Source organism: Clostridium sp. AM46-21 (assembly GCF_003480025.1).
Taxonomy (GTDB): Bacteria; Bacillota; Clostridia; order Lachnospirales; family Lachnospiraceae; genus Coprococcus; species Coprococcus ammoniilyticus.
The window spans coordinates 149,843-173,754 of record NZ_QUIB01000001.1 but is presented as its reverse complement, the minus strand read 5'-3'; the positions used below and the strand labels follow the sequence as shown (position 1 = coordinate 173,754).

The window sequence follows — 23,912 nt, the reverse complement described above, 5'->3', positions numbered from 1 at the left end:
TTTAATGAAGCACCAAGCCACTGCCTGCGTCCTCTGTTTTTCCGGACAATCCGCCTTCTGAAGGTGCACTGCCAAGTCCGCCACCAAGTCCGCTTCCTAAACCGCTGCCAAGGCCGCCACCGAGACCCTCTCCCAGTCCGCTTCCTAAACCGCCGCCAAGGCCGCCAAGGCCTTCATCGGCAATACCACCAAGGTTAAGACTGATCTTCGGCATTTCCTGCTTGTCATTCTTATCCTCTGTCTTTGCTTCTTTTGCTTCACCCTCTGCCTCTTTATTTGTATCTGGCTTATTAGTTTCTGCTTCGTTGTTCTCTGTCTCTTCAGGCTTATCCTCATGAACAATACCCAATGCTTCTTCTCTCTTACGTCGTTTCTTCTCCTCAATACGCGCAAGTTCTTCAGCAGACAAAGTCTTATATTGGCTCTTGCTTCCACTATCTGAAGACTTCTTTTTATTACTGCTCAGATTTTTCAGTGCCTGCTCTTCTTCCAGTCTCTTCTGCTTTGCAGCTTCAGCGGCTCTTTCTTTTTCAAGCTGTGCCTTTATCGCAGCAATCATAGCTTCTGTTTGATCTACAGCCAATTTGTACGCCTCCTTCCACATTATCAAATAAAAAATAATATTTATATATTAATCTAATTATTTGTCATTCCTCTTAAGCTTGTATTTCTTCTCCCGTTTTTTATCTAGGTGCTCAAGCTGTTCTTTTCTGTTATCTTCTTGTTCCGATATCCCCTTCTCATCAGATGACAGATCCGCGTTTTCGACGTCTGTTTCATCTTCAATCAGGTTAACAAAACTATCACTATGCATATTGAAGTAGTCTGTATTTGATGCATATTTGGTTCCAAGCTCTATACCAAGTCTTGCCAGTAATTCATCTGCCTGATTAATAAGCTGTTCTTCTTTTTCCAGATTATCTGACATTTTTCTGTCATATTCAGCCTTCATATCAACCGTTTCTTTCATCAACTCTACAACTGGAGGTTTGTCGCTGTTATAATCCGGAAACAGACTTGAACGAAATATCGGAAAGTCCCGTCTATGTGCCGTTTTCTCCGATTCAATCCCGTATTCTGGTTCTTGTTCCGTTTCAGATTCCGGATTGACCTCGGCCTCTAAATCCATTTCAACCACAGCTTCAGAATCAATTTCAACATCCTTCTCAGCTTCCGTCTTACTCTCAGATTCTTTCTCAGAATCAGCCTCAGCTTCGACTTCTAATTCTGATCCAGGCTCGGAATCAGCCCTAACCTCCACTTCCGGCTCGATTTCTACTTCCTCTTCAGCTTCATTCTCTGTTTCGACTTCCACTTTTGTGTCAGATCCGGTTGCTGCTTCGATCTCCACAATATCATCATCCTCATATGCCTGTTCAAATGAATCATCTTCCCAGGTATCTGCGTCAAATGTATATTCATCAAGCGACTGAATCGCTATATCTATATCAAACGGATCATCAGAAGTTGTTTTCTCCATTGTATCCGTTGATTCTAACTCCAGTTCCTGATTTTCCTCCAGCATCTCTGCCTTTTCAGCATCTTCTGCAGGCTCAGCGGTTTCTGCTGTTTCTTCAAGCTCAGATTTCTCAGTTTCTTCTACTTCCTCTATAACAACAGAATCATCATCTTCCCCGGCCGGCCCTGGCGTCTCAGCACTATCGGCATCTTCTTCATTCGATTCTGATGTCTCAGGTCCTTTAGCATCTTTTGTCTCCGCCTCAGTAATCTCATGATCTTCAACAGATTCCGTATATTCTGATTTCTTCTCAATCTGTTGCTCATCGGTTTCAGATTTTTCAGGTTCTTCCGATTCAACATTCTCAGGTTCCTCAACATCTGAAGCGTCAGTTATATCTTCAGATATAATCTCTTCCGGAGCTTCTTCGAGAATCTCTTCTGTATGTTCATTCGATGGTTCCGGCATGATTGCATCATCCACATCTACCATCAATACAGAATCATATTCTTCGTTATCAAAATCAAAATCGTCAACGCCATCTTCAAATGAATCCTCTGATAATTCATCCAGACTTCTCGGCTTCTTCTCATCCCCTGTAGGATCAGCAACCGGTTCTGCTTCAGCTTCCATGCCATTCTCAGCGACAGTTTCATCAGATTCCGGATTTACAATCTCGCCAAGAAGCTGATCACGGTCTACTTCTGAGTTCTCCTGCTCCGCAAATGCTTCCTCAATTGCCTCTTCTTCTTTCTTTGACATCCGGTTCTTAAGGAACCACTTTTTCTTTCCGGTATTCTCTTCCTGATCAGAATTCTCCGGAGTATCCAATACTTCCTGATCTGTCTGTTCTTTCTGCTGTTCCGCTTTTTTTTCCTGTTTCTGTAACTTCTTGGATTCTTTCTTTTCTTTCGACTTCAGAAGCATCTGTTTAAACTTCATAGAATTCGTAACTGGTTCCCGATCCTCAACCATCAATGTGATCTTTGGATCTTTCGGATGGATTCTCAAATCATCTGCTTCTAATACTTTCTCTTCCATCAGACGGACATCCTGCTGCGCGATATCGTCATCCATTGCTTCCGTTTCAGGATAACAATAGATGGCTTTATCAACATCATATAATTTCTCTCTTAACTGATTCACCTTGTCAATATAAGATGAACCTTTATAAGTTGCACAGAACATCTCGGCTTCCGACTGGAATTTTTCTTCATTTCCCATTGCTTTATACAATAAAAGCATCTCAAAATCCCAGATATCACTTGTTTCTTTTTCATTTGCCGATATCAGAATACCATACAATTCCTTGTATGGTTTTCTTTCTGCTTTCGCAAGCATATATTCGATCCTGTATGTACCCGCATCTTTTTCATTTTGATTAAATTTATATATTTCATAATAGGTATTTGCCAGTGAATAAAAGCCCATGGATAAATATACCCGGATCAGAGAATATATGATCTTATTCCCTACAGGTGCCATGGAATGTGCTTTTACAAGAGCAGCACGGGCTTCCTGATACCGCCCGTTTTCATAATAAACTTCACCACAGATCTTAATAAACTGTGGCGAAAGGGACTTGGTCAAATCCTGATGTTCAAGTATATCCAAAGCAAGACTATAGTCTCTGCTTTCAGCCAGTTCTTTAATTTTATTCACACTTGACATACTTATTCCAGTACCCATCAAACCATACTCCTAACAATTTTTTCATCTCTTAATTTTATCACATAGGTTTATCTTTTACAACAGCCTTATGGATCAGGATCGCAATTATACCAACTAAAAGTCCAGCGATAAGGCCGCCTACATGCGCTGCATTATCAATTCCATCTGAAACATATCCATTTAATATTGTGAGCACGGATAAAAACAAAAGATCTTTTAACGAAATTCCTGAAATATGTCCTTTATTAAAAAATGCAAATACGATCAGCACTCCCATCAATCCACAGATTGCCCCGGATGCGCCACCTGCATATGTATAATAATTTCCCAGATAACAGCTGATCAACGAACATATTGAAGCGGTGATCCCGCAAAACAAATATGAAATCAGAAAACCAATCCGTCCCATCAGATTCTCAACTCTCGCTCCCAGCGCAACCAGAACAACCATGTTGCTGAATAGATGAATCAGAGAAAAATGATAAAATATGGATGTTATGATTCGATAATATTGCTTTTCTACGATTACGTCATACAAATTATCCGCAAGCAATTCCTCCAGCCAAGAATTTCCCGCTGCATCTCTTGTATATACAGATATCACAAAAATAATAATATTGATTAATATCAATATCGGTGTTATTACACCAAACGTTTTACGGATCCTTGAAAGATTCCTGCCCTTTTCCTGCAGGATCTGTTTGTCAAGCACCGGCTGCAAGCCATCAAAATCCATTGGCTGATTTTCAAACACATACAGTTTGCCATAGTCTTCACTGAACAGCCAGACATTGCTCATCTTTGAAACAATCTCATTTACAGAATCATCAAACAATCCATTCGGTGTCAGTAATATATTAAGCAGTTCGATTCTTTTATCACTGTCTGCAGACAAGTCATGTATGATCTGTCTGTTAAACTTCTGTAAGCTTTCTGCCCTCAGATCTCTGCTGCTTCCAAGCACAACAACATATATGGCATCTGTTCCCAGTCTGCCATATACGTTATTGCTTTCAGGATTCAGTTTTTTATATCCCATTTCTTCCAGATGCTCAATTATCTGTAGAACATATTGCTGCATTTTTATAATCCAAGGAACAGATTCTCTACCTTTTCAATAACCGTATCCTTCATATTGCCACGGGTCTTCTCATACTGAAGACCGGACTCCATGATTTCCAACAACTGCATACGAAGGCCGGAATCAATGTCCTTAATGTGCTTCATAAGAACATCCTTGATCTCCATAACATATTCTTTCTGACGCATTTCCTCAATCATAGGCTCATAATTAAAGGAAACCGTGTTCTTCATCTCATCCTGTTTTCTGGAACAGATCACACATTCTTCTGCTCCGCCCTCATTTACATGACCACAGTTACAGGTCCATACCAGTCCGTCTGACTTATAGTTACATACCGCATCCAGACCTTTTTTCATCTTAAGGGCTTTGAACTTTAATGGACTGAGATCTACATCGATCGGATCATCTCCGCAGGAATATACTCCACGGGAAGTTACATACTTCTGGATATATACCTTTGAGCTTGAAATGATCTTTATGTACTTATCCGGAAGCTTACATTCAATATAATCAGACTTCAGAAGCGACTGACCTGTTTTATCAAATACGAAATCAACTCCGGTCAATGTGATCTCATCACCATAAATATTTGTAAATTTAATATCTGCCTTGATTGCTTTGATATCTTCCATATTGTAATTATTAAACCATGCTGATATTCTGGTTCCTTTTCCTTCTGAAGCAAGAACGATCTTTACAGCTCTTGGAACAAGCTTGTCATAATAGTTATTAACATATAACTCTTTTCTGACAAATACACTCTTCTCAAATTCGGACTGATATTCTTTCTTGATAGAAACCAATGTACCCGCAGCAACAACAGATGTAATATTAGATGAGTAATCTACTACATTTGTATGGAAACCTACAACTGCATTGTACTTGGTCTTGCCAGCCATCTCCTTGAATGACTTGATTGCTTCATTCATTGCTCCATCCAGCTTCTCCTGATATATGCTGCTTCGATCTGTAGCAATATCTGCAATTGATGAACCAATCTCCTTCAGAAAGTTTGAACTTAAAATTGTCTGCACAAATCTATATGGACCATATTCTGAGATCTCATATCCTTCAAAACTTGTGCCAGATGTAATCATAATATCTTCCATGTGTAACGCACCTCCAAAAATATATGAAAATTGTACCACAAATTTTTAGAATAGACAAATACTTTTTGTGAATTTTATCTTAAAATACAATCTTTTTTTAGTAATTTTATTCAAATAACTACAAATATCCGTTAAATCGCGATTGGAATATTTTTCACCTGAGGTCCGGTCTTATATCTTCGATCGTAAAATCATCTACTGTGAACTCATAAAAATCCTTTACATCCGGATTCATTTTAAATTTCGGTGCAGGATAGGTTTCTCTCTCGATCAGTTCCTTCACGATCGGAATATGGCGGTCATAAATATGTGCGTCTGCGATCACATGAACCAGTTCACCCGGTTTGAAGCCTGTCACCTGCGCGATCATATGAACCAGCACTGCATACTGGACCACATTCCAGTTATTTGCTGCAAGTACGTCCTGTGAACGCTGATTCAATATTGCATTCAGGCGGTCTCCGGTCACATTAAAGGTCATACTGTATGCACATGGATACAGATTCATTTCGTGAAGATCCTGATGCACATACATATTGGTTATCATACGTCTGCTGTATGGATTATGTTTCAGGTCATAGATCAGACGATCCACCTGATCCATCATACCCTCTTTATACTGATGTTTTACTCCCATCTGATAACCATATGCTTTTCCGATCGAGCCATCTTCATCTGCCCAGCTATCCCAGATATGGCTCTTCAGATCATGGATATTATTTGATTTTTTCTGCCAGATCCAGAGCAGTTCATCAATAGCAGATTTCACATACGTCTTGCGAAGTGTGATCGCCGGAAATTCTTTTGAAAGATCATACCGGTTCACAACACCAAACTGTTTGATCGTATAGGCACTGGTTCCATCCTCCCATTTTGGACGAACCTTTTCCCCTTCTGTACTGTATCCGTTCTCTATGATCGAACGGCACATTGAAATAAATATATCATCTGCACGGCTCATTTTTATACCTCCATTTTTATCTTCTGAACTTTTGTAATTGTACCGTATCAATATTAAAAACGCAACTTTTTATCCCGAAACATGCAAGTTATTACATCAAACCATACAAGTTATTACATCAACACTCCTGCAGCCACCTTTTCTGTTATGATCGAAAAAAAACAAATGAAAGGAATCCAATATGAAAAAAGAAAACAATCCACTTCCTGACTTATTAAAGTATTTCCGCAAGAAGAAACATCTGACTCAGGAACAGGTCGCAAAACAGCTGTCTGTATCCCGTGCCAGCTATGCCAGTTACGAAACCGGAAGGATCATCCCCGGCATGCAGCATATCATGGAATTGTCCCGGATATTAGAGCACGACTTTCTGTTTGCCTATACTCTGGCTGTCCAGAATGCTCCGGCCGGTGCAATGCCGGAAGCAGTTTATGAAGAAAATCCATACCTTGCCGTTCCGGCTCTGCCCACAGATGCACAGAGCAATGAACGATCTGCAAAAATCGCCTGTCTGTCATCCATCGATCAAAAGCTGATCGACACTTATATAGATCTTCGTATTTCAGACAGTAAAACTACAAATGAAAGGAACTTCTAATATGACAACGAAAACAAATATAGGAAGTGCTCTTACCGCACTCAGAACCGGAAACCATCTTACCATTCAGGAAGCAGCAAAGCATCTGAAACTCACACCCTCCTCCTATTCCAATTATGAACATGGCCGCAGTTATCCGGATATCCGGCTGATCTTCCGCACAGCCGTATACTATCATATCAATATTGAATTTCTGATCTTTCTCGTCTGCATTGATCTTGCTTCTTTCGAAAATCTAAAAAACGAAGAATTGTTCCGTCTGTTTACCTACGGGCACACCTTTTCCTGGGACTTTTTTGAATTGTTTGAACGATATAACTCCCTTTCCGATGTCTACAAACATGCTGCTTCTACTTTTTTAGAAGCAGCATCTATCTGCAATCAGCAGATATAGAAACAACAAAAATGCAGCAATCAGTTTCCCGGGCTATGCCTGCCTGACTGCTGCATTTATCGTATTCATTACTTTTTTCTTATCTGCGCTCCAAAGCGGTGCGATCAATAGTTTCTTTGGCCCATCTCCGGTCAGACGGTGGATCACCATATCCGGCGGCAGTACCTTCAGACACGAAACAACACATTCTGTATAATCTTCCAGCGATAAAACAGAACATTCTCCATTCTGATACAATTCAGCAAGGTTTGTTCCTTTAAGGACATGAAGTAGTTGCAGCTTTATGCCCTGTGCACCGCTCTTTCCTATATACTCTGCTGTTTCGATCATATCTCTCTGCGTCTCTCCCGGAAGTCCCAGTATCATATGTACGATCACATGTACACCAAGATTCCTGAGTTTTTTTACCGCCTCGTCATATACCGAAATGGGATATCCGCGATTGATAAACTTTGCCGTTTCCTCATGTATCGTCTGAAGTCCGAGTTCTACCCACACCGGCTTAATCCTCTGTATATCACGCAGCATATCGATCACCTGATTTCCCAGGCAATCCGGTCTGGTTGCAATTGAAATAACCGCAATGTCTGACCGCATCGCTGCCTTTCTATAAATATCCCGCAAACGGTCGATATCACCATATGTATTCGTAAATGACTGAAAATATGCAATATAATGTTTACCTTTGAACTTCGAAGCAACCAGCTGTTTTGCCTGTTCAATCTGTCGATCTATGTCCATATCCGCTTTTGGGCTGAAATCACCCGATCCTAGACTACTGCAAAAAATACAACCGCCAATTCCTGCCGTTCCATCCCGGTTCGGGCAGGTGGTTCCGGCATTTAATGACAGCTTGTATAATTTCTCCCCGAAGGTATCCTTTATATATTGATTCGCTGTATATATATTCATCTTACATATTCCTTATACATTGATCCGCCATGTACATCTGCATAGTGCATATCTTTCATATCAAACCGATTCATAAGCCCATCCAACTTCCTTATCAGTCAGGCAGCAGCTTTACTGTTTAAAAGAATTCGAGCAGCTCCTCCGGCTTATGGATGATCTGGGTAGCACCATGTTCTAACAGGAATTCTTCATCACGAAAGCCCCAGGTAACAGAGATACATTCCAGTCCGCTGTTCTTCGCGGTCATGATATCCACATCTGAATCTCCTACATAGACTGTACCTTCCCGTCCGATCTGCATTTCCTTCATTGCTTCGATGCAGGTATCCGGTGCCGGTTTCTTTGCTACATTTGCAGACTCCCCAATCGCAGTATAAATATACTCTCCAAAAAACTGATCCCGCAGTCCCTTTACTGCAGCATCAAATTTGTTCGATACGATCCCTGCCGGTATTCCTTTTTCTTTTAACACCTTAAGCACATCGATAACTCCCTCATAAGGGCCTGTCTTATTCAACATATTCTTTGAATAATGCTCCTTGAATATCGCAAGTGCTTTTAATGTATCATCTTCTGAAGTTCCCGTCGGAACTGCACGCTCCATCAGCTTTTCTACACCATTTCCTACAAAACGGCGGACCTCATCGATTGTCCGTTCCGGGTAATTCATCTGACGAAGTGCATAATTTGTACTGTCCGCCAGATCCTCTAATGTATTTAAAAGTGTTCCATCCAAATCAAATATAACTGCCTGATATTTCTTCATTGTACATCTGCCTTTCTGCCTTTATTCTATTCCGGCTGATCGAGTTCCTGTACAGCCCGAACCAGTGCCGGAACAATCTGTTTCTTTCTGGAAACCACGCCCTCCAGATATGCATAATGATCTACAAATTTCGTCTGGAACGCACGGGAACAGATCTCCTCTGCCTCATCTCCAAATGCCAGCATTCCGGAACTATCGTCTAAAATGCTTGTCATTACAAACAAAAATACATCACAGCCGTTTTCTGTATAATCGGTCAGATACTCGTACATACTCTTCTGTATCTGTTCAATCTCTCTGGTATTGATCGATGTGATCTGTCCGATCGCAAAGGTACGTCCGTCAATCTCAAATTTCTTATAATCCTGATGCAGAATCTCATCAATCGTCTTTCCCTTCAGATTACTTCCGGCATCGAACATTTCCATTGCAAAATCATTCACATTTATCTCTGCAAGCTGTGCAAGAGCATATGCTGCATTCTTATCCTCGCAGGTGCAGGTCGGCGATTTAAACAGCAGCGTATCTGATAAAATAGCCGCACACATCAATCCCGCAATCTTCTTATCCGGTATAATATTCTGTTCTCTGTACATCTGATATATGATCGTAGATGTACAGCCGACCGGCTGATTTCTGAAATAAACCGGTGCAAGTGTTTCTACATTTGCAATTCTGTGATGATCGATGATCTCCCGGATCTCTGCCTTGTCGATATTATCAACCGACTGGGTACGTTCATTATGATCGACCAGGATCACCTGTTTTTTTCTGGCATTGATGTAGTTACGTCTGGAAACCAATCCCAGATAATTCCCGCTCTTGTCTACGACAGGGAAATAACGGACTCTCGTCTTCGACATTACGCTTTTGATCGTTTCAACCGAATCATCCTCATTAAATGTCATGATATTATCACGAACCATAAAGAATCTTACCGGTATACTTTGACCGATCAGTCTGGCCACCTTATAGGTATCATTCTGTGATATGATGATCGAACAGCCCTTAAATGCTGCAAGTTTTACTACATCATCATCTACCTTATCTACCAGACAAAGGATCAGCATACCTGCTCCCTTTTCAATTGCCATCAGCTGGGATTCCTTCCGGTCACTTAAGATAACAAGGTCACCCGGTTTTATAAAATGCTCCATCAACTCCACATGAGCCGCTCCAATGATAACTTTTCCATTTGTGATATAGCTGTGTGGATTTCCACAAACCATCTCACCATCGATCGTTTCAATAATATGACGGCATCTGGTTCTCGCTTTATACAGAATGTCGTCCTCCGAATTCAACATATAAGCTTCTGCAATATCTCCGACAGTTAATATTCCACGAATCTTTCCATTCTCCACAACCGGCAACGTCGTTGCATCATTCTTCTGCATGATCTCAAATGCTTTCTTCATTGTTGTATCACCCGGTACACCGGAAACGAGTCGGTAAGAAATATCACTCAATTGGGTGTCCACGTTTTTGATCAACTCCGGCACTTCCACATCAAAATAATTTAATACAAATTCTGTTTCTTTATTGATATTACCCGCTCTTTTGGGAATATATTTATTTTCTGACTGATTCTTAAGATCTGCATACGCGATCGCTGAACAAATTGAATCCGTATCCGGATTCTTATGTCCGATCACAAATACCTCATCTCTTGGAATGTTATGCATATTCCACCTCCTATTAAGAACGCAAAACAGCCTGCTGCAAAATGCAGCAGCCTGTTTTGTCAGGTTGTATCATATTATACTTATAATTCGCTGATGTCAACCAGTGATAATCGTCTGTTTGCGGATGACTCCAAACTTGTAAGCAGCGCATTCGCTGTATCAAGGCTTGTAAGACAGGTAACACCGGTTTCAACTGCATGACGTCTGATCACGAAACCATCCTTGCTTCGTTCAATTCCCTGTGACGGAGTATCGATGATCAGATCGATCTCATGACTTAAGATCAGATCCAACAGATTTGGTGATGGTTCCTCTACTTTGTTGATCAGTTCAGCAGGTACTCCATTCTCATTCAGGATTCTACATGTGCTCTTTGTAGAGAAGATCTCATAACCAAGAGCCGCAAAACGTCTGCCGATTTCTACTGCATCCATCTTGTCTGCGTCCTTAACTGTAAGAATCATCTTCTTTGTCTTTGGAAGATTTACACCTGCACCAAGGAACGCCTTGTAAAGGGCTTCGTTGTAGTCCTTGGAGATACCAAGACATTCACCTGTTGATTTCATTTCCGGTCCCAGACTGATTTCAGCTCCACGGATCTTCTCAAATGAGAATACAGGCATCTTGATCGCAAAGTATTCTGCTTCCGGCTGAAGTCCCGGCTTATATCCCATATCCTTGATCTTCTCACCTGTGATAACACGGGTTGCAAGATCTACGATCGGAATACCGGTAACCTTGCTGATATATGGAACAGTACGGCTGGAACGAGGATTTACCTCAATTACATATACTTCATCATTGTATGCGATAAACTGTATATTGATCAGACCGATTACATGAAGGCTGTTTGCAAGCTTTCTTGTATAATCTTCAATTACACGTTTGATCTTTGGTGAAAGTGTCTGTGCAGGATATACAGAGATACTGTCACCGGAATGGATTCCGGCTCTCTCTACATGCTCCATGATACCAGGGATCAGGATGTCTTCTCCATCACATACGGCATCTACTTCTACTTCCTTACCCATGATATATTTATCAACCAGAACAGGATGCTCCTGAACATGTCTGTTGATGATATCCATGAATTCAATAATATCTTTATCAGAGATCGCGATCTGCATTCCCTGTCCACCTAATACATAAGAAGGTCTTACCAGAACCGGATAACCGAGTTCATTGGCTGCCTCTAAGGCTTCATCTCTGGTAAATACCGTCTTTCCGGCAGGTCTTGGGATACAACACTTCTCAAGGATCTCATCGAATAATTCTCTATCCTCAGCGGCATCTACATTCTCTGCACTTGTACCAAGGATCGGAACACCCATCTCCATCAGTGCTTCCGTCAGCTTGATCGCTGTCTGTCCGCCGAACTGAACAACCGCACCATCCGGTCTTTCCAGATCTACAATTGCTTCTACATCCTCTGCTGTCAGCGGCTCGAAATACAGCTTATTTGCAATATCAAAATCTGTACTGACTGTCTCAGGATTATTATTTACGATAATGGTCTGGTATCCCTTTCTCTCAAATGCCCATGTACTGTGTACGGAGCAGTAATCGAATTCGATACCCTGTCCGATACGAATAGGACCGGAACCAAGAACCATAACCTTCTTTACGGAATGATCTTCCTCTACTTCACTCTCACCGTCGAAGCAGGAATAATAGTATGGTGTAGATGCTTCAAACTCTGCAGCACAGGTATCAACCATCTTGAAAGATGCACGGATACCATAGCCATACCGCAGCTCTTTGATCTCTTTTGTTGTCTTTCCTGTAAGCTGTGCGATTACCTTATCCGGGAATTCTACACGCTTGATCTCCTTCATCAGTTCCTTGGAGATATCTCCCTTGGAATCACGGATCTCCTGTTCATAGTCAACCAGATTGTTGATCTTATCAATGAACCAAAGATCAATCTTTGTGATATCGTGAATTGCTTCCTGTGTAATGCCACGGCGAAGCGCCTCAGCAATAACAAAGATACGTCTGTCATCTACATGATGCAGAAGCTTTAAGATATCACTGTCAGACATATTCTTATATCTGCTGGAATGAAGACCATCTACATGCTGTTCCAGAGAACGGATTGCTTTCATCAATGCGCCCTCAAAGTTTGTGCAGATACTCATAACCTCACCGGTTGCCTTCATCTGTGTTGTCAGATCATGATCTGCCTTGATGAACTTATCAAACGGAAGTCTAGGAATCTTAACAACAACATAGTCCAGTGCAGGCTCAAAGCTTGCAAATGTCTTCTTGGTAATTGCATTCTTGATCTCATCCAGATTATAACCAAGTGCGATCTTTGCAGAAACCTTGGCGATCGGATAACCGGTTGCCTTGGATGCAAGTGCCGACGAACGGCTTACACGAGGATTTACTTCGATTACACAATATTCAAATGTAGTTGGATGTAATGCAAACTGTACGTTACAGCCACCACGGATATTTAATTCAGAAATAATATTTAATGCAGATGTACGAAGCATCTGATACTCTTTATCACCCAATGTCTGGGATGGTGCTACTACGATAGAGTCACCGGTATGGACACCGACCGGATCCAGATTCTCCATATTACAAACTGTAATACAGGTACCATTTGCATCACGCATTACTTCGTATTCGATCTCTTTCCAGCCTGCGATACAACGCTCTACCAGAACCTGACCGACACGGCTGAGTCTCAGACCATTCATCAGAATCTCGACAAACTCCTCTTCATTCTCAGCGATACCACCGCCGCTTCCGCCGAGGGTGTATGCCGGACGGAGTACAACCGGATATCCAATCTTCTTAACAAATTCGAGACCGGCTTTTACCGTTGTAACAACCTCAGATGGTGCTACAGGCTCATGGATTTTCTCCATGGTTTTCTTGAATTCCAGTCTGTCCTCTGCTTTTTTGATTGTTGAAGAAGATGTACCGATCAACATAACATCATGTTCTCTTAAGAAACCGGATTCTTCCAGTTCCATTGCGATATTTAAAGCTGCCTGACCACCCAGTGTTGGCAGAAGGCTGTCTGGTTTTTCTTTCTCGATCACTGCTTTTACAACATCGGCTGTTAATGGCTCAATGTATACCTTATCTGCGATATCCTTATCTGTCATGATCGTAGCCGGATTGGAGTTGATCAGAACAACGCAAAGACCTTCTTCTTTTAATGAACGACAAGCCTGTGTACCGGCATAGTCAAATTCTGCAGCCTGTCCGATTACGATAGGACCGGAGCCAATTACAACAACTTTTTTAATATTCGGATTCTTTGGCATTACTTAGACACCTCCATCATATTCATAAATACATCAAACAAGAAGTCTGTATCAAGAGGACCGGCACATGCTTCCGGATGGAACTGTACGGTCTGTGCATTCTTACCAAGGTAATGAACACCTTCTACTGTACCATCATTTACATTGATAAAGCTGACCTCGGCAACCTTTCTGTCAAGGCTCTCTTCTTTTACCATATATCCATGATTCTGGGTTGAAATATAAACCTTTCCGGTCTTTAAATCTTTTACAGGATGGTTCGCACCCCTGTGACCGTATTTCATCTTTACGGTATCGCCGCCATTTGCAAGTGCAAGCAGCTGATGTCCAAGACATATTGCAAAAATAGGAATATCTGTATCGAAAAGTTTTTTCACTTCTTTGATTGTAACCTTACAATCCTTTGGATCTCCAGGTCCGTTTGTTAACATGATGCCGTCCGGTGCATCTGCGATGATCTCCTCCGCAGGTGTCTCAGCAGGATATACGGTAACCTGACAGCCTCTCTTTAATAAAGATTTGATAATATTTCTCTTAACACCGAGATCGATAACAGCTACCTTGTAGCCATCTCCCGGATAAACTTTCTTTTCTTTGCATGTAACATCAAGAACAACATGTCCCATCTCCCATGCTTTGATCCGCTTCAGACAATCTTCAAGGTCATAAGAAGCATTTGTTGTGATCATGCCCTTCATTGTACCCTGATTTCTGAGGATCTTTGTCAATGCTCTGGTATCAACTCCCTCGATACCTGTTATATTGTTATTAATAAGGAACTGGTTAATACTCTGTTCACTTCTGAAGTTACTTGGCTTCTTCGCAATCTCTCTTACAATAAATCCTGACTGCCATGGTTTATCAGCCTCCATATCTTCCAGACATACACCATAATTACCAATCAACGGATATGTCATACAAACTGCCTGCCCGGCATAGGATGGGTCTGTCAACACCTCTAAGTAACCTGTCATAGACGTATTGAAAACAATTTCGCTTATGATCTCATCGGTTGCTCCAATACTGGTGCCTTCAAATACATGTCCATCTTCAAGTATCAAAAAAGCTTTCATAATACAATTCCTTTCTTCTTTTTTCTATTTTTGCTCAAAAAAAAAGAGTGAACAGAGAATCTGTGCACACATACAAAGATCCTCATCTGCCTCTTTTTTCTAGTTTTGTCAATTCTAACACATTTGTTATTGTTAGACAACACTTTTTCATCGAAATTCGTCAACTTATTTCTGAGCAGCTTCCTGCTTCATTTTTTCTGTTGCTTCATACGCTCTTCTGCTGAACTCACAACCGCAGAAGTTCTGTCTATATAAATTATATTTCTTTGAAAGCTCGATTGAGCGTTTATATCCGTTTTTCTTCTTAAAATCACTATGTAAAAACATTATACCATACTGCTCACCCAGCTCTTCTCCGATTTCATTGAGCCAGTCTGCATTTTTATGTGGACTGATCGACAAGGTTGTAGTGAAATAGTCATATCCATGTTCTTTTGCAAACGCGGCACTTTTATCCAGACGAAGTTTATAACAGGCATAACACCGTATCCCGCGTTCCGGCTCTTCTTCCATTCCTTTTGCCATTTCAAGAAACCGTTCGCTCTCATGCTCTTCCAGATATGACTCCACCCCATTCTCCTGATATACTTCATGAACAAAGCGTTTTAATTCATTCCAGCGTTTCCCGTATTCTTCATCACTTGTGATATTTGGATTATAAAAATAAGCAGTAATATCAAAATAATCGGTCAGAACTTCCAGGCAATGACTGGAACACGGGGCACAGCAGCAATGAAGCAGAAGCTTCTTCTTACTGCCGGAATCCGATATTTTCTTCAATTCTTCTTCCATCATAGTATAATAGTTTGCATTTTTCACTATTTATCTCTCCTTTTTTATCAAAAATAACGGAAGTTTTTTCCTTTTTTTGCCTTTTTGTGCATTATTAACAGTTGACTTTGTGCTATCTATACAATATACTATATTCAAACAAACATAGGCATACTATATGATGGAGGTGTTTATCATGACAGTTGAACAGGCAATCAAAAAATATAAATTACAGCCGGTAAGTGTCAGTGTTGCTAAAGTGAAGGCCAAAGAACTGAATGTGGAGGAAGTTTTGTACATGAATGTACAGAAGAATAAATACGCCTACATTGTTAAAGATGGTGCACGGGGAATCATGCTTTACTCCGACGAAAGAAGTCTTTATACCAAACTGTATAAAGGACTTAAGATGACTCCTCTTCAGCCATAATTTCGTATTTAATTTCACACCACATAAAAGAAGCTTATCATCAGAAGTCCGGGTTTCAGACCGGATCTGTTATAAGCTTTTTTTATTACTCTAAATGTCGCAGCTTCTTCAGCAATAAAAAACTCTCATTTCATTTATTCAAAATAATCTGTACTCCGGTAATTCCTCTCCAAACAGAAAATGCCTGATTCCATCATCCACAAATATTATGATCAATGAAAGAAACATCCACAGCACAGAATACGGCAGACATATCTGCCCCATTACATTATATGGCAGGTATGAATAATCCCATACTCCAACATGAAAGATCAGATTTACGATAACTCCGGTTACAAATTCAAACAAAGTTATGATCCCTGACGATAAAATCATCTGTAGCGGAATCGGCATTCTCGGGAACATCTGATTCAAACCTCCGCAGGCAATCATACACAGCCCCCCACAAATTATCATGGAATAATGAGAATAATCTCTGGTAAATATCTCAAGAAAATAATATACCATCCCTCCGGTCAAAAACAAAGACAGATATTTAAAAAAAGTAATCTTCATCGCAAGCACCTCTTTTTATAGTATCTGTCTTTCTGCTTATAAATATGTGTCTGTTCCTGACTTTCTCTATTCCCGGATTTTTCCCTTAAAAAATTGTTTTACATGTTCAATCGTCTTTGCATCAAGCTCTAACAGGACTTCCTCTGTGCGGTTATTCTTATTCAGAATAAAAGAATAAACAGGATTCTCTGTGTTCTTATCCTTTGAAGTGAAATTCATCGTTTTAATACCGGAATTTGCCTGATGCTCATTATCCCTATAGATTGAATCTACAGTCGTGATCTGCTTTACTTCTCCGCCTTCAAAATGATACATCTGTTTTCTGCTGCTCTTTGCGGTAATCCTTGCAACCTCAACATCATCATTTACGAACAAATATTCAAACTCACACTCTTTTCGATTGATTGCAAGTGAAAATATAATCACACCAACAACCGCAAGCGGAAGTCCAAAGATTGCGCCTCCCGGTACAAAGAACATAAAAAATGCTCCCACCACAGTGATAATTGCTCCAAGTACGATCAATGCCATGATTCCGGCAGAAGTCTTTGTTTTCACTATATGTTCTACATATCCATCTGTTGTCATTTTATTTCTCCTTTTTGTATATACATTCTATAATTATTATACATGGTATCCATACTTTTTTAAACCACTTCATTTATGAAATATGATCTAATTTTCTATATAATTCTGTGCACTCCATATACGGCTCATAAAACATGATCCCATGACCTTTCTTTATCATCTTATGATTCGCATAAGTTCCAAACAGTTCGATTTCCGGAAATACCCGGATGCCACTCTCACAAACGCCATATAACAACGGATCAAGTGAACCGGTATCTGTACAATACTGAACGATCTCTGCATAATCTCCATCATACATAGTTCCATATACTGCCGCTATCTCATTCTCATCCTTTATGATATATACATCACCGAATAGAGACTGACATTCCATTCCAAGATCCTCCAGATAGGCTCTGGTTCGTGGTACAAAGAGATTATAGCATTGTGTCAGTTTTTCAGAAAAGCTCTCCAACTGTTCATCTGTTATATCTTCCAGCCCACAAAGCTCATAATTATTCTTCTCAGGTTTCAGATCTGTTATATTATAAAAGCCGCTTTCTACCACCGGAGCAAATCCCAGTCCTTTATAATAGATCTCTTTCTCCGGCATCAGATAAATATAATCGTAATTATTCTCTGCCGCATATGACAGTACATACTTCATTAACATCGACATAATTCCCTGTTTGCGAAATTCCGGGACTGTCGCAACTCCGACAACATAACCGCCCTTTTTATATGCTGTCACTCCTGCTGTCGTCTCAGCAAGAGTATATGGATTTAAATGCACCATGGAAATGATCTTAGAGCCATTCTTTGCCACAAAGATCTGATTCCTTATTGCTACACTTGAAAAATAATAATCCATATATGCATCCTGATCGTCAAATGACTGTTTCCAGAGTTTTCGTATCTCGTTCAAATCTTCCGCTCCGGCAATCTCTATCCTGATCGAATCAAACGATTTACAATCCATATGATCGTATCTTTCTTCATTCATACCCGAAACTACCTACTGCCTGACCGGACAGCCCTGACAACCGGCACAGCCTCCCTGATTCATTCCCATAACATCATAATCATAGTTTCCAACAGTCTCTAACAGACAGACAGCCTGTGAACTGATTCCAAGGCCTGCTCCGGTAAATCCCAGCCTTTCCTCTGTCGTAGCCTTCACATTCACCCTGTTCACCGGAAGCTCCAGACATTCTGCAATATTCTTTCTCATATCTTCTATATATGGGGCAAGCTTCGGCTGCTGTGCTATCACTGTCGCATCTATATTCTCTATAAAGAAAAAATTCTCGTCCAGAAGCTTCTTCACTTCCTTTAACAGCACCATGCTGTCTGCACCCTTATAACGGTCATCTGTATCCGGAAAATGCCTGCCGATATCTCCCAGTGCCGCTGCTCCAAGAAGCGCATCCATGATCGCATGTAGCAGAACATCTGCATCTGAATGCCCAAGCAGTCCTTTCTCATATGGAATCTCCACTCCGCCAAGGATCAACTTTCTGTCTTCTACCAATTTATGAACATCATAGCCCATTCCAACTCGCATATTTGATTTCTCCTTATTTCTTATTTACCCATCTCACCCGATGATAAAATGTTTATCCATTCTATAATAATTTATCCATTCATAATCAACAAACTTTTCGGCAAAGAAAAAAATCGTCATGACATTCATGACGATTAAAGGTTAGTAGCGGGAGGGGGATTTGAACCCTCGACACTGCGGGTATGAACCGCATGCTCTAGCCAACTGAGCTATCCCGCCATATTTTATTTTAAATGGGACCTACAGGGCTCGAACCTGTGACCCTCTGCTTGTAAGGCAGATGCTCTCCCAGCTGAGCTAAGATCCCATTTCGTTTGTGTTCTCTGTCGAACACCTTTGCTAGTATAAGGGATATACCGATAATTGTCAAGAACTTTTTTCAACTTTTTTTAAAACTTTTTTATCTGTTAAAAATTCTACTTCCGACTACATTCGATGATTGTCGATCAGACTGATAATCAGGTTCACAATAAACAAAATTGCAGCAACCGGAATGATCACATATACAAGAATCTTAACTCCAATCACAACAAGCAATACAATCAATGCAAGTAATAAAATAAGTCCGATTCCGATCACAACCTTCCCAAGCGTTGTAGAAAAATCAAGTTTTCCAAAGCAGACACTGGTATTTCCATTTTCATCCATTTTGACATGCCAGCCCTTTGGTGCGTCTTCTCCATCTCGGCTCACACTTCCGCGTCTGCCGCCTGTTGTCTCTGTATAAGTATAACTCTGTTCTGTCCGGTCAGCTCCTGCGGTATCAACAATCGTCTTTGCGATCAGTCGCCCGGAGCCAAGTTCCGCAACAATCTCCTCCTCAGTCTTTCCTTCTGCCAGTTTTCTCCGGAAATAAGACTCATAATATTCTATTGTTTCACAATATTTCTCATATGATACATTGCCATCCAGCCCTTCTCTGAGCTGATCCATAAATTCTTTCTTGCTCATATCTATCACACTTCACCCTCGCCTGTTCATCAGACATTGAGTTTTCCTTTCTCCCGTACTGTCGCGGGCATTTTGTTTTACAATAATAAAATCATGTATTTACATATACAATGATCACATAATATTCTCCCATATCTTCAACCAGATACTTAAGTTTTTTTATAGCCGAACTGTCATAGAGAAATGACAGATCCGGTCTGTCCGTATCCATATAATAAACAATTGCTTCGAGCACATCCGAGCGTCCGATCTGCTTCGTGATTCCTTTCTTATATGCTTCAAAATCATCAAATACTGCAAACGTCTTCACATAATAATTCATATCTGTATCTGTGCAGGTACGGTAAAACTCCCGTTCCCATGTATGATTTTCGGCAAGTGTATCATCTGTCAGATTAAAATATGTGTGTTTTACATATTCACCCATATCCGGAACCGCATCATCCCAGGTCAGATCAATATTATACCATTCCCCGTCAAGTTCTATCTGATTCCATGCATGCAGATCTCCATCCGCAGTCCCTACCACAATATCACAAGGAATATCCAAACAGGTCATCAGCATAAAAAATGCCTCTGCATAGCCATCGCAGACCGCCTTATGGGATACAAGAACACCATAAGCATCATATGCATCCTGCTGTTCCTCTGGAAAGCCATATACACAGTTCTTTATCAGATAATCATGTGCTGCTTTCTCCTTATCAAAATCGCTCATCGGTTCTTTGATGCAGGTCTTGTAAAATTCTATATATGAATCATACATGGCAAGTGCTTTCTTTTTATCCGATGGTATCTCTTCATCAAAAAGTACCTTCCGGATCACATAATAATTCTCACTCCGATCAAAAGAAAGTTGAATTGCAAGATAATCGCCGGAGGACACCAGTACTCGATAGGTATCTACACTTCCAAATGCCGAATCCACATATTTATTGATATCACTTATATCCTTTATCTTTACATTTTTTACATAAAAGATATCAGAATCATTTCCATCTTCCATCGAATGCATCACATTTGTTCGTAATGCTACCAGTCCGTCCACAACATCCTGACGATGAAATATATTAAAAAATGCCCATCTTCCTGTATAGAAAAGAACGATCAGCACAAGTGCCGTAATGATTCCTTTCAAAATAAAATGTCGTTTCTTCATCCAATCCATCCATTCTGACAATTTAGGTTATTTTATCATCTGTCCGCAACTGCTGTAAACCTGTAAATATCTATTTCATAAAAATTTGATATTTACCGTGCAAAATTCTTCTGCTAATCCCTGTTTTTGTTGATTAAGCTCTCATCCTGTTGTAAAATGAAACAGTTAAAATAAATTTAGAGAAAAGAGGAACTACATTATGGCACAGCTCTGGGGCGGTCGTTTTACAAAAGAAACAGACCAATTAGTATATAACTTTAATGCTTCGATCTCTTTTGATCAGAAGTTCTATAAACAGGATATCCGCGGAAGCATCGCACATGTTACTATGCTTGCAGCATCCGGCATTCTTACGGAAGCAGAACGTGATCAGATCATCGACGGCTTAAACAGCATCCTTACCGATGTAAAAAATGGCACACTTGAAATCACATCCAAATATGAAGATATTCACAGCTTTGTAGAAGCAAATCTGATCGACCGTATCGGTGATACCGGTAAGAAATTACATACCGGAAGAAGCCGTAATGATCAGGTAGCTCTTGATATGAAGCTCTATGTAAGAGATGAGATCGTCGAAATTAAAGCTCTTGTGCTGGAATTAATGAACACCTTACATTCCCTGATGAAGGAACATATTCACACATATATGCCTGGATTTACACATTTACAGAAGGCGCAGCCGATCACTCTCGCCCATCACTTTGGTGCATACATGGAGATGTTCAAGCGCGATTACGGCCGTCTGTGTGATATCTATGCAAGAATGAACTACTGTCCACTGGGCTCCGGTGCTTTAGCCGGCACAACTTATCCTCTGGACCGCGAATTAACTGCTTCCCTTCTTGACTTTGCAGGTCCTACCCTTAACAGTATGGATTCTGTCGCAGACCGCGATTACTGTATCGAATTATTATCTGCACTTTCAACGATCATGATGCATCTGAGCCGTTTCTCAGAGGAGATCATTATCTGGAATACAAATGAATATCAGTTTGTCGAACTGGATGACGCATACAGCACAGGAAGCTCGATCATGCCACAGAAAAAGAACCCTGATATCGCAGAGCTGGTTCGTGGTAAGACCGGACGTGTCTATGGTGCATTGACTTCTCTCCTTACCACAATGAAGGGGATTCCGCTTGCTTATAATAAGGATATGCAGGAGGATAAGGAATTTACCTTTGATGCGATCGATACCGTAAAAGGATGTATCGCATTATTTAACGGTATGATAAAAACTATGACTGTAAATAAAGACCGCATGGAAGCATCTGCAAAGAACGGATTCACAAATGCTACGGATGCTGCCGATTATCTGGTAAACCACGGTGTTCCATTCCGGGATGCGCACGGCATCGTAGGTGAACTGGTTCTCGCCTGTATCGAACGGAACATCTCACTGGATGAGCTTCCATTAGACGACTACAAGGCAATCTGCCCGGTATTTGAAGACGACATCTATCAGGCGATCAGTATGGAAGAATGTGTCAATAAACGTAATACGATTGGTGCTCCGGGACCGGAAGCCATGAATAAGATCATCGAGATCAACGAAGCTTATCTGAAGGATCTGAATAAGTAAGGAGATGAATCAGAATTGAATCGAACAACAAAAGCAAAATATGATCTGGCAGAACGAATGTTAAATGTTCACATCGAACCGGCCGAAGTTGCCATGATGAGTGATCTTCCACTTGAGGAAGTAGAAAAACTGAAAGCAAATCTCATGAAAAACAGCGACACCGGCGGCACAACCGTTCAGGATTATATGGCAGAGCTTGCCACCGAAGCCAAGTCACAGTTAGAAGCCAAACAAAAAAATTAAATAGGTCAAAGCAAAAAAGCACAATAAATGTAAAAAACTATAATAAAATATGGGAAATCACAATAACACAGATTTACCCGTAAACAGATAAAGAGGTATCTATATTTTGTTCTACTGACCCTTTTCATGTCGGTCCTTAACGAACCGCAAGGCGGTGCGTTTAGTACCGCTACGTGATAACTGAGACCTTACCAAGGCTATCAGCCGAGGTTAGTTCGAAGTTATACAGCGTAAAATAGAATGAAAATGCTCTGTAGAAATAATATATAGATACCTCTTTATCGTTCATGTCTCATCGAAGGTAGCCTTTTAGCGATTTGATCGCACTCTTTTCGATACGGCTGACCTGCGCCTGTGAAATGGCGATCTCCGATGCGACCTCGGTCTGTGTCTTTCCTTCAAAGAAACGGAGCCTTAATATATTATATTCTCTCTCATTTAATTTCTTCATTGCCTCTTTCAATGAAATATTCTCTACCCAATTTTCTTCTTTATTCTTCTTATCACTTAACTGATCTACGATATATAACGTATCTCCGCCTTCCTGATAAACAGGCTCATATAATGAAACCGGTGTCGATATGGCATCCAGTGCTGTCGTGATATCTTCCGGTGCTACATCGATCTCCTTTGCAATTTCATCCACGGTCGGTTCCCGATCCAGCTTCTTTAACAAAGCATCCTTTGTGTAGATCGCCTTATATGCAATATCTCTTAACGACCTGGATACCCTGATACTGTTATTATCCCGCAGATACCTCCGGCATTCTCCGAGTATCATCGGAACTGCATACGTCGAAAACTTCACATCCAGACTCCGGTCAAAATTATCAATTGCTTTTATCAATCCTATGCATCCAACCTGAAACAGATCGTCAGGGTTCTCATTTGAATTCGAAAATCTCTGGATCACACTCAGAACCAGTCGCAGATTGCCCTTGATAAAGGTCTCTCTGGCAGCCATATCTCCCTGCTCGATCCTGTCAAACAATTCATCCTTTTCCTTGTCTGTCAGTAACGGAAGTCTGGCTGTATTCACACCACATATCACTACCCTGTTCAGTGCCATATCATGTTCCTCCTGCTTA

22 protein-coding genes, 2 tRNA genes and 1 pseudogene are annotated in these 23,912 nt (G+C 40.7%); 5 read left to right on the top strand and 20 right to left on the bottom strand.

All coding sequences use genetic code 11. The features are described from left to right. Position 1: 1 nt before the first annotated feature. From DW959_RS14070 to thyA, 5 genes and pseudogenes are all read right to left on the bottom strand, one after another. A complete protein-coding gene (locus tag DW959_RS14070) occupies positions 2 to 583 on the bottom strand; it encodes a hypothetical protein (protein WP_182430036.1) in 582 nt (193 codons plus the stop codon). 57 nt (positions 584 to 640) lie between these two features. After that, positions 641 to 3,148: a hypothetical protein gene (locus tag DW959_RS00840; protein WP_118614956.1), complete on the bottom strand. Its 2,508-nt coding sequence runs from the start codon at positions 3,146 to 3,148 to the stop codon at positions 641 to 643. A gap of 40 nt (positions 3,149 to 3,188) precedes the next feature. Then, the gene (locus DW959_RS00835; RefSeq protein WP_117807636.1) at positions 3,189 to 4,211 is read right to left on the bottom strand and encodes a rhomboid family intramembrane serine protease; all 1,023 of its coding nucleotides are present in this window, start codon (positions 4,209 to 4,211) and stop codon (positions 3,189 to 3,191) included. Positions 4,212 to 4,213: 2 nt separating this feature from the next. Continuing rightward, positions 4,214 to 5,323 (bottom strand): heavy metal-binding domain-containing protein, encoded by a 1,110-nt coding sequence (locus tag DW959_RS00830; protein WP_117807637.1) that lies wholly within the window; start codon positions 5,321 to 5,323, stop codon positions 4,214 to 4,216. Between the two features lie 131 nt (positions 5,324 to 5,454). Continuing rightward, positions 5,455 to 6,284 (bottom strand): annotated as a pseudogene (thyA, locus tag DW959_RS00825) (thymidylate synthase). Between the two features lie 181 nt (positions 6,285 to 6,465). Between thyA and DW959_RS00820 the strand changes: the two are divergent. Together DW959_RS00820 and DW959_RS00815 are read left to right on the top strand one after the other, a co-directional pair. Next, the gene (locus DW959_RS00820) at positions 6,466 to 6,882 is read left to right on the top strand and encodes a helix-turn-helix transcriptional regulator (protein ID WP_117807639.1); all 417 of its coding nucleotides are present in this window, start codon (positions 6,466 to 6,468) and stop codon (positions 6,880 to 6,882) included. A 1-nt stretch (position 6,883) separates the two neighbouring features. Continuing rightward, positions 6,884 to 7,276, top strand: a complete 393-nt coding sequence (locus DW959_RS00815; protein WP_021943764.1) for a helix-turn-helix transcriptional regulator — start codon at positions 6,884 to 6,886, stop codon at positions 7,274 to 7,276. 33 nt (positions 7,277 to 7,309) lie between these two features. On the opposite strand, the gene DW959_RS00810 is transcribed toward DW959_RS00815, so the two are convergent. The 6 genes from DW959_RS00810 to DW959_RS00785 all read right to left on the bottom strand — a co-directional run bounded on the left by DW959_RS00810 (position 7,310) and on the right by DW959_RS00785 (position 15,815). Then, positions 7,310 to 8,188 carry a TIGR01212 family radical SAM protein gene (locus DW959_RS00810; protein WP_117807640.1) on the bottom strand — a complete coding sequence of 293 codons (879 nt, stop codon included), beginning with the start codon at positions 8,186 to 8,188 and terminating at the stop codon, positions 7,310 to 7,312. A 118-nt stretch (positions 8,189 to 8,306) separates the two neighbouring features. Then, positions 8,307 to 8,954, bottom strand: coding sequence for an HAD-IIIA family hydrolase (locus DW959_RS00805; protein ID WP_118614953.1), 648 nt, complete (start codon positions 8,952 to 8,954; stop codon positions 8,307 to 8,309). A 26-nt stretch (positions 8,955 to 8,980) separates the two neighbouring features. Beyond that, positions 8,981 to 10,639, bottom strand: coding sequence for a putative manganese-dependent inorganic diphosphatase (locus DW959_RS00800; RefSeq protein ID WP_117807641.1), 1,659 nt, complete (start codon positions 10,637 to 10,639; stop codon positions 8,981 to 8,983). An 80-nt stretch (positions 10,640 to 10,719) separates the two neighbouring features. Next, positions 10,720 to 13,923: a carbamoyl-phosphate synthase large subunit gene (carB, locus tag DW959_RS00795; RefSeq protein WP_117784906.1), complete on the bottom strand. Its 3,204-nt coding sequence runs from the start codon at positions 13,921 to 13,923 to the stop codon at positions 10,720 to 10,722. Further along, on the bottom strand, positions 13,923 to 14,996 hold the full coding sequence (locus DW959_RS00790) for a carbamoyl phosphate synthase small subunit (protein ID WP_117807642.1): 1,074 nt from the start codon (positions 14,994 to 14,996) through the stop codon (positions 13,923 to 13,925). The genes carB and DW959_RS00790 overlap by 1 nt, the downstream gene beginning before the upstream one ends. 165 nt (positions 14,997 to 15,161) lie before the next feature. Then, complete coding sequence (locus DW959_RS00785; protein ID WP_347475288.1) at positions 15,162 to 15,815, bottom strand: epoxyqueuosine reductase QueH; 654 nt, start codon at positions 15,813 to 15,815, stop codon at positions 15,162 to 15,164. A gap of 148 nt (positions 15,816 to 15,963) precedes the next feature. On the opposite strand from DW959_RS00785, the gene DW959_RS00780 reads away from it, so the two are divergent. Further along, entirely contained in the window at positions 15,964 to 16,197 is a 234-nt protein-coding gene (locus DW959_RS00780) for a hypothetical protein (protein ID WP_021943757.1), read from the top strand. Between the two features lie 138 nt (positions 16,198 to 16,335). On the opposite strand, the gene DW959_RS00775 is transcribed toward DW959_RS00780, so the two are convergent. The 8 genes from DW959_RS00775 to DW959_RS00740 form a co-directional block, all read right to left on the bottom strand. Then, entirely contained in the window at positions 16,336 to 16,752 is a 417-nt protein-coding gene (locus DW959_RS00775; RefSeq protein WP_021943756.1) for a hypothetical protein, read from the bottom strand. Positions 16,753 to 16,818: 66 nt separating this feature from the next. After that, the gene (locus DW959_RS00770) at positions 16,819 to 17,340 is read right to left on the bottom strand and encodes a DUF6106 family protein (RefSeq protein ID WP_118614950.1); all 522 of its coding nucleotides are present in this window, start codon (positions 17,338 to 17,340) and stop codon (positions 16,819 to 16,821) included. Positions 17,341 to 17,413: 73 nt separating this feature from the next. Next, positions 17,414 to 18,325, bottom strand: coding sequence for a GNAT family N-acetyltransferase (locus tag DW959_RS00765; RefSeq protein WP_118614947.1), 912 nt, complete (start codon positions 18,323 to 18,325; stop codon positions 17,414 to 17,416). Between the two features lie 12 nt (positions 18,326 to 18,337). After that, positions 18,338 to 18,886: a 2-C-methyl-D-erythritol 2,4-cyclodiphosphate synthase gene (gene ispF, locus DW959_RS00760; RefSeq protein WP_118614944.1), complete on the bottom strand. Its 549-nt coding sequence runs from the start codon at positions 18,884 to 18,886 to the stop codon at positions 18,338 to 18,340. 145 nt (positions 18,887 to 19,031) lie between these two features. After that, positions 19,032 to 19,105: transfer RNA gene (locus tag DW959_RS00755), tRNA-Met, on the bottom strand. A gap of 15 nt (positions 19,106 to 19,120) precedes the next feature. Then, a tRNA-Val gene (locus DW959_RS00750) sits at positions 19,121 to 19,193 on the bottom strand. Between the two features lie 119 nt (positions 19,194 to 19,312). Beyond that, positions 19,313 to 19,837 (bottom strand): DUF1700 domain-containing protein, encoded by a 525-nt coding sequence (locus tag DW959_RS00745; protein WP_117785011.1) that lies wholly within the window; start codon positions 19,835 to 19,837, stop codon positions 19,313 to 19,315. Between the two features lie 91 nt (positions 19,838 to 19,928). After that, complete coding sequence (locus tag DW959_RS00740) at positions 19,929 to 20,996, bottom strand: transglutaminase domain-containing protein (protein WP_226801002.1); 1,068 nt, start codon at positions 20,994 to 20,996, stop codon at positions 19,929 to 19,931. Positions 20,997 to 21,195: 199 nt separating this feature from the next. On the opposite strand from DW959_RS00740, the gene argH reads away from it, so the two are divergent. Next, a complete protein-coding gene (argH, locus tag DW959_RS00735) occupies positions 21,196 to 22,581 on the top strand; it encodes an argininosuccinate lyase (RefSeq protein ID WP_117807647.1) in 1,386 nt (461 codons plus the stop codon). A gap of 15 nt (positions 22,582 to 22,596) precedes the next feature. Next, positions 22,597 to 22,824: a hypothetical protein gene (locus DW959_RS00730; RefSeq protein ID WP_117807648.1), complete on the top strand. Its 228-nt coding sequence runs from the start codon at positions 22,597 to 22,599 to the stop codon at positions 22,822 to 22,824. A gap of 292 nt (positions 22,825 to 23,116) precedes the next feature. On the opposite strand, the gene sigG is transcribed toward DW959_RS00730, so the two are convergent. Then, positions 23,117 to 23,893, bottom strand: a complete 777-nt coding sequence (sigG, locus tag DW959_RS00725; protein WP_021943748.1) for an RNA polymerase sporulation sigma factor SigG — start codon at positions 23,891 to 23,893, stop codon at positions 23,117 to 23,119. Positions 23,894 to 23,912 lie beyond the last annotated feature (19 nt).

Bases quoted from the DNA above. Each gene is read 5' to 3' on its own strand.
- DW959_RS00840 (WP_118614956.1), bottom strand. From the start codon at position 3,148: ATGGGTACTGGAATAAGTATGTCAAGTGTGAATAAAATTAAAGAACTG.
- DW959_RS00835 (WP_117807636.1), bottom strand. From the start codon at position 4,211: ATGCAGCAATATGTTCTACAGATAATTGAGCATCTGGAAGAAATGGGA.
- DW959_RS00830 (WP_117807637.1), bottom strand. From the start codon at position 5,323: ATGGAAGATATTATGATTACATCTGGCACAAGTTTTGAAGGATATGAG.
- DW959_RS00820 (WP_117807639.1), top strand. From the start codon at position 6,466: ATGAAAAAAGAAAACAATCCACTTCCTGACTTATTAAAGTATTTCCGC.
- DW959_RS00815 (WP_021943764.1), top strand. From the start codon at position 6,884: ATGACAACGAAAACAAATATAGGAAGTGCTCTTACCGCACTCAGAACC.
- DW959_RS00810 (WP_117807640.1), bottom strand. From the start codon at position 8,188: ATGAATATATATACAGCGAATCAATATATAAAGGATACCTTCGGGGAG.
- DW959_RS00805 (WP_118614953.1), bottom strand. From the start codon at position 8,954: ATGAAGAAATATCAGGCAGTTATATTTGATTTGGATGGAACACTTTTA.
- DW959_RS00800 (WP_117807641.1), bottom strand. From the start codon at position 10,639: ATGCATAACATTCCAAGAGATGAGGTATTTGTGATCGGACATAAGAAT.
- carB (WP_117784906.1), bottom strand. From the start codon at position 13,923: ATGCCAAAGAATCCGAATATTAAAAAAGTTGTTGTAATTGGCTCCGGT.
- DW959_RS00790 (WP_117807642.1), bottom strand. From the start codon at position 14,996: ATGAAAGCTTTTTTGATACTTGAAGATGGACATGTATTTGAAGGCACC.
- DW959_RS00780 (WP_021943757.1), top strand. From the start codon at position 15,964: ATGACAGTTGAACAGGCAATCAAAAAATATAAATTACAGCCGGTAAGT.
- DW959_RS00775 (WP_021943756.1), bottom strand. From the start codon at position 16,752: ATGAAGATTACTTTTTTTAAATATCTGTCTTTGTTTTTGACCGGAGGG.
- DW959_RS00770 (WP_118614950.1), bottom strand. From the start codon at position 17,340: ATGACAACAGATGGATATGTAGAACATATAGTGAAAACAAAGACTTCT.
- DW959_RS00765 (WP_118614947.1), bottom strand. From the start codon at position 18,325: ATGAATGAAGAAAGATACGATCATATGGATTGTAAATCGTTTGATTCG.
- ispF (WP_118614944.1), bottom strand. From the start codon at position 18,886: ATGCGAGTTGGAATGGGCTATGATGTTCATAAATTGGTAGAAGACAGA.
- DW959_RS00745 (WP_117785011.1), bottom strand. From the start codon at position 19,837: ATGAGCAAGAAAGAATTTATGGATCAGCTCAGAGAAGGGCTGGATGGC.
- DW959_RS00740 (WP_226801002.1), bottom strand. From the start codon at position 20,996: ATGAAGAAACGACATTTTATTTTGAAAGGAATCATTACGGCACTTGTG.
- argH (WP_117807647.1), top strand. From the start codon at position 21,196: ATGGCACAGCTCTGGGGCGGTCGTTTTACAAAAGAAACAGACCAATTA.
- sigG (WP_021943748.1), bottom strand. From the start codon at position 23,893: ATGGCACTGAACAGGGTAGTGATATGTGGTGTGAATACAGCCAGACTT.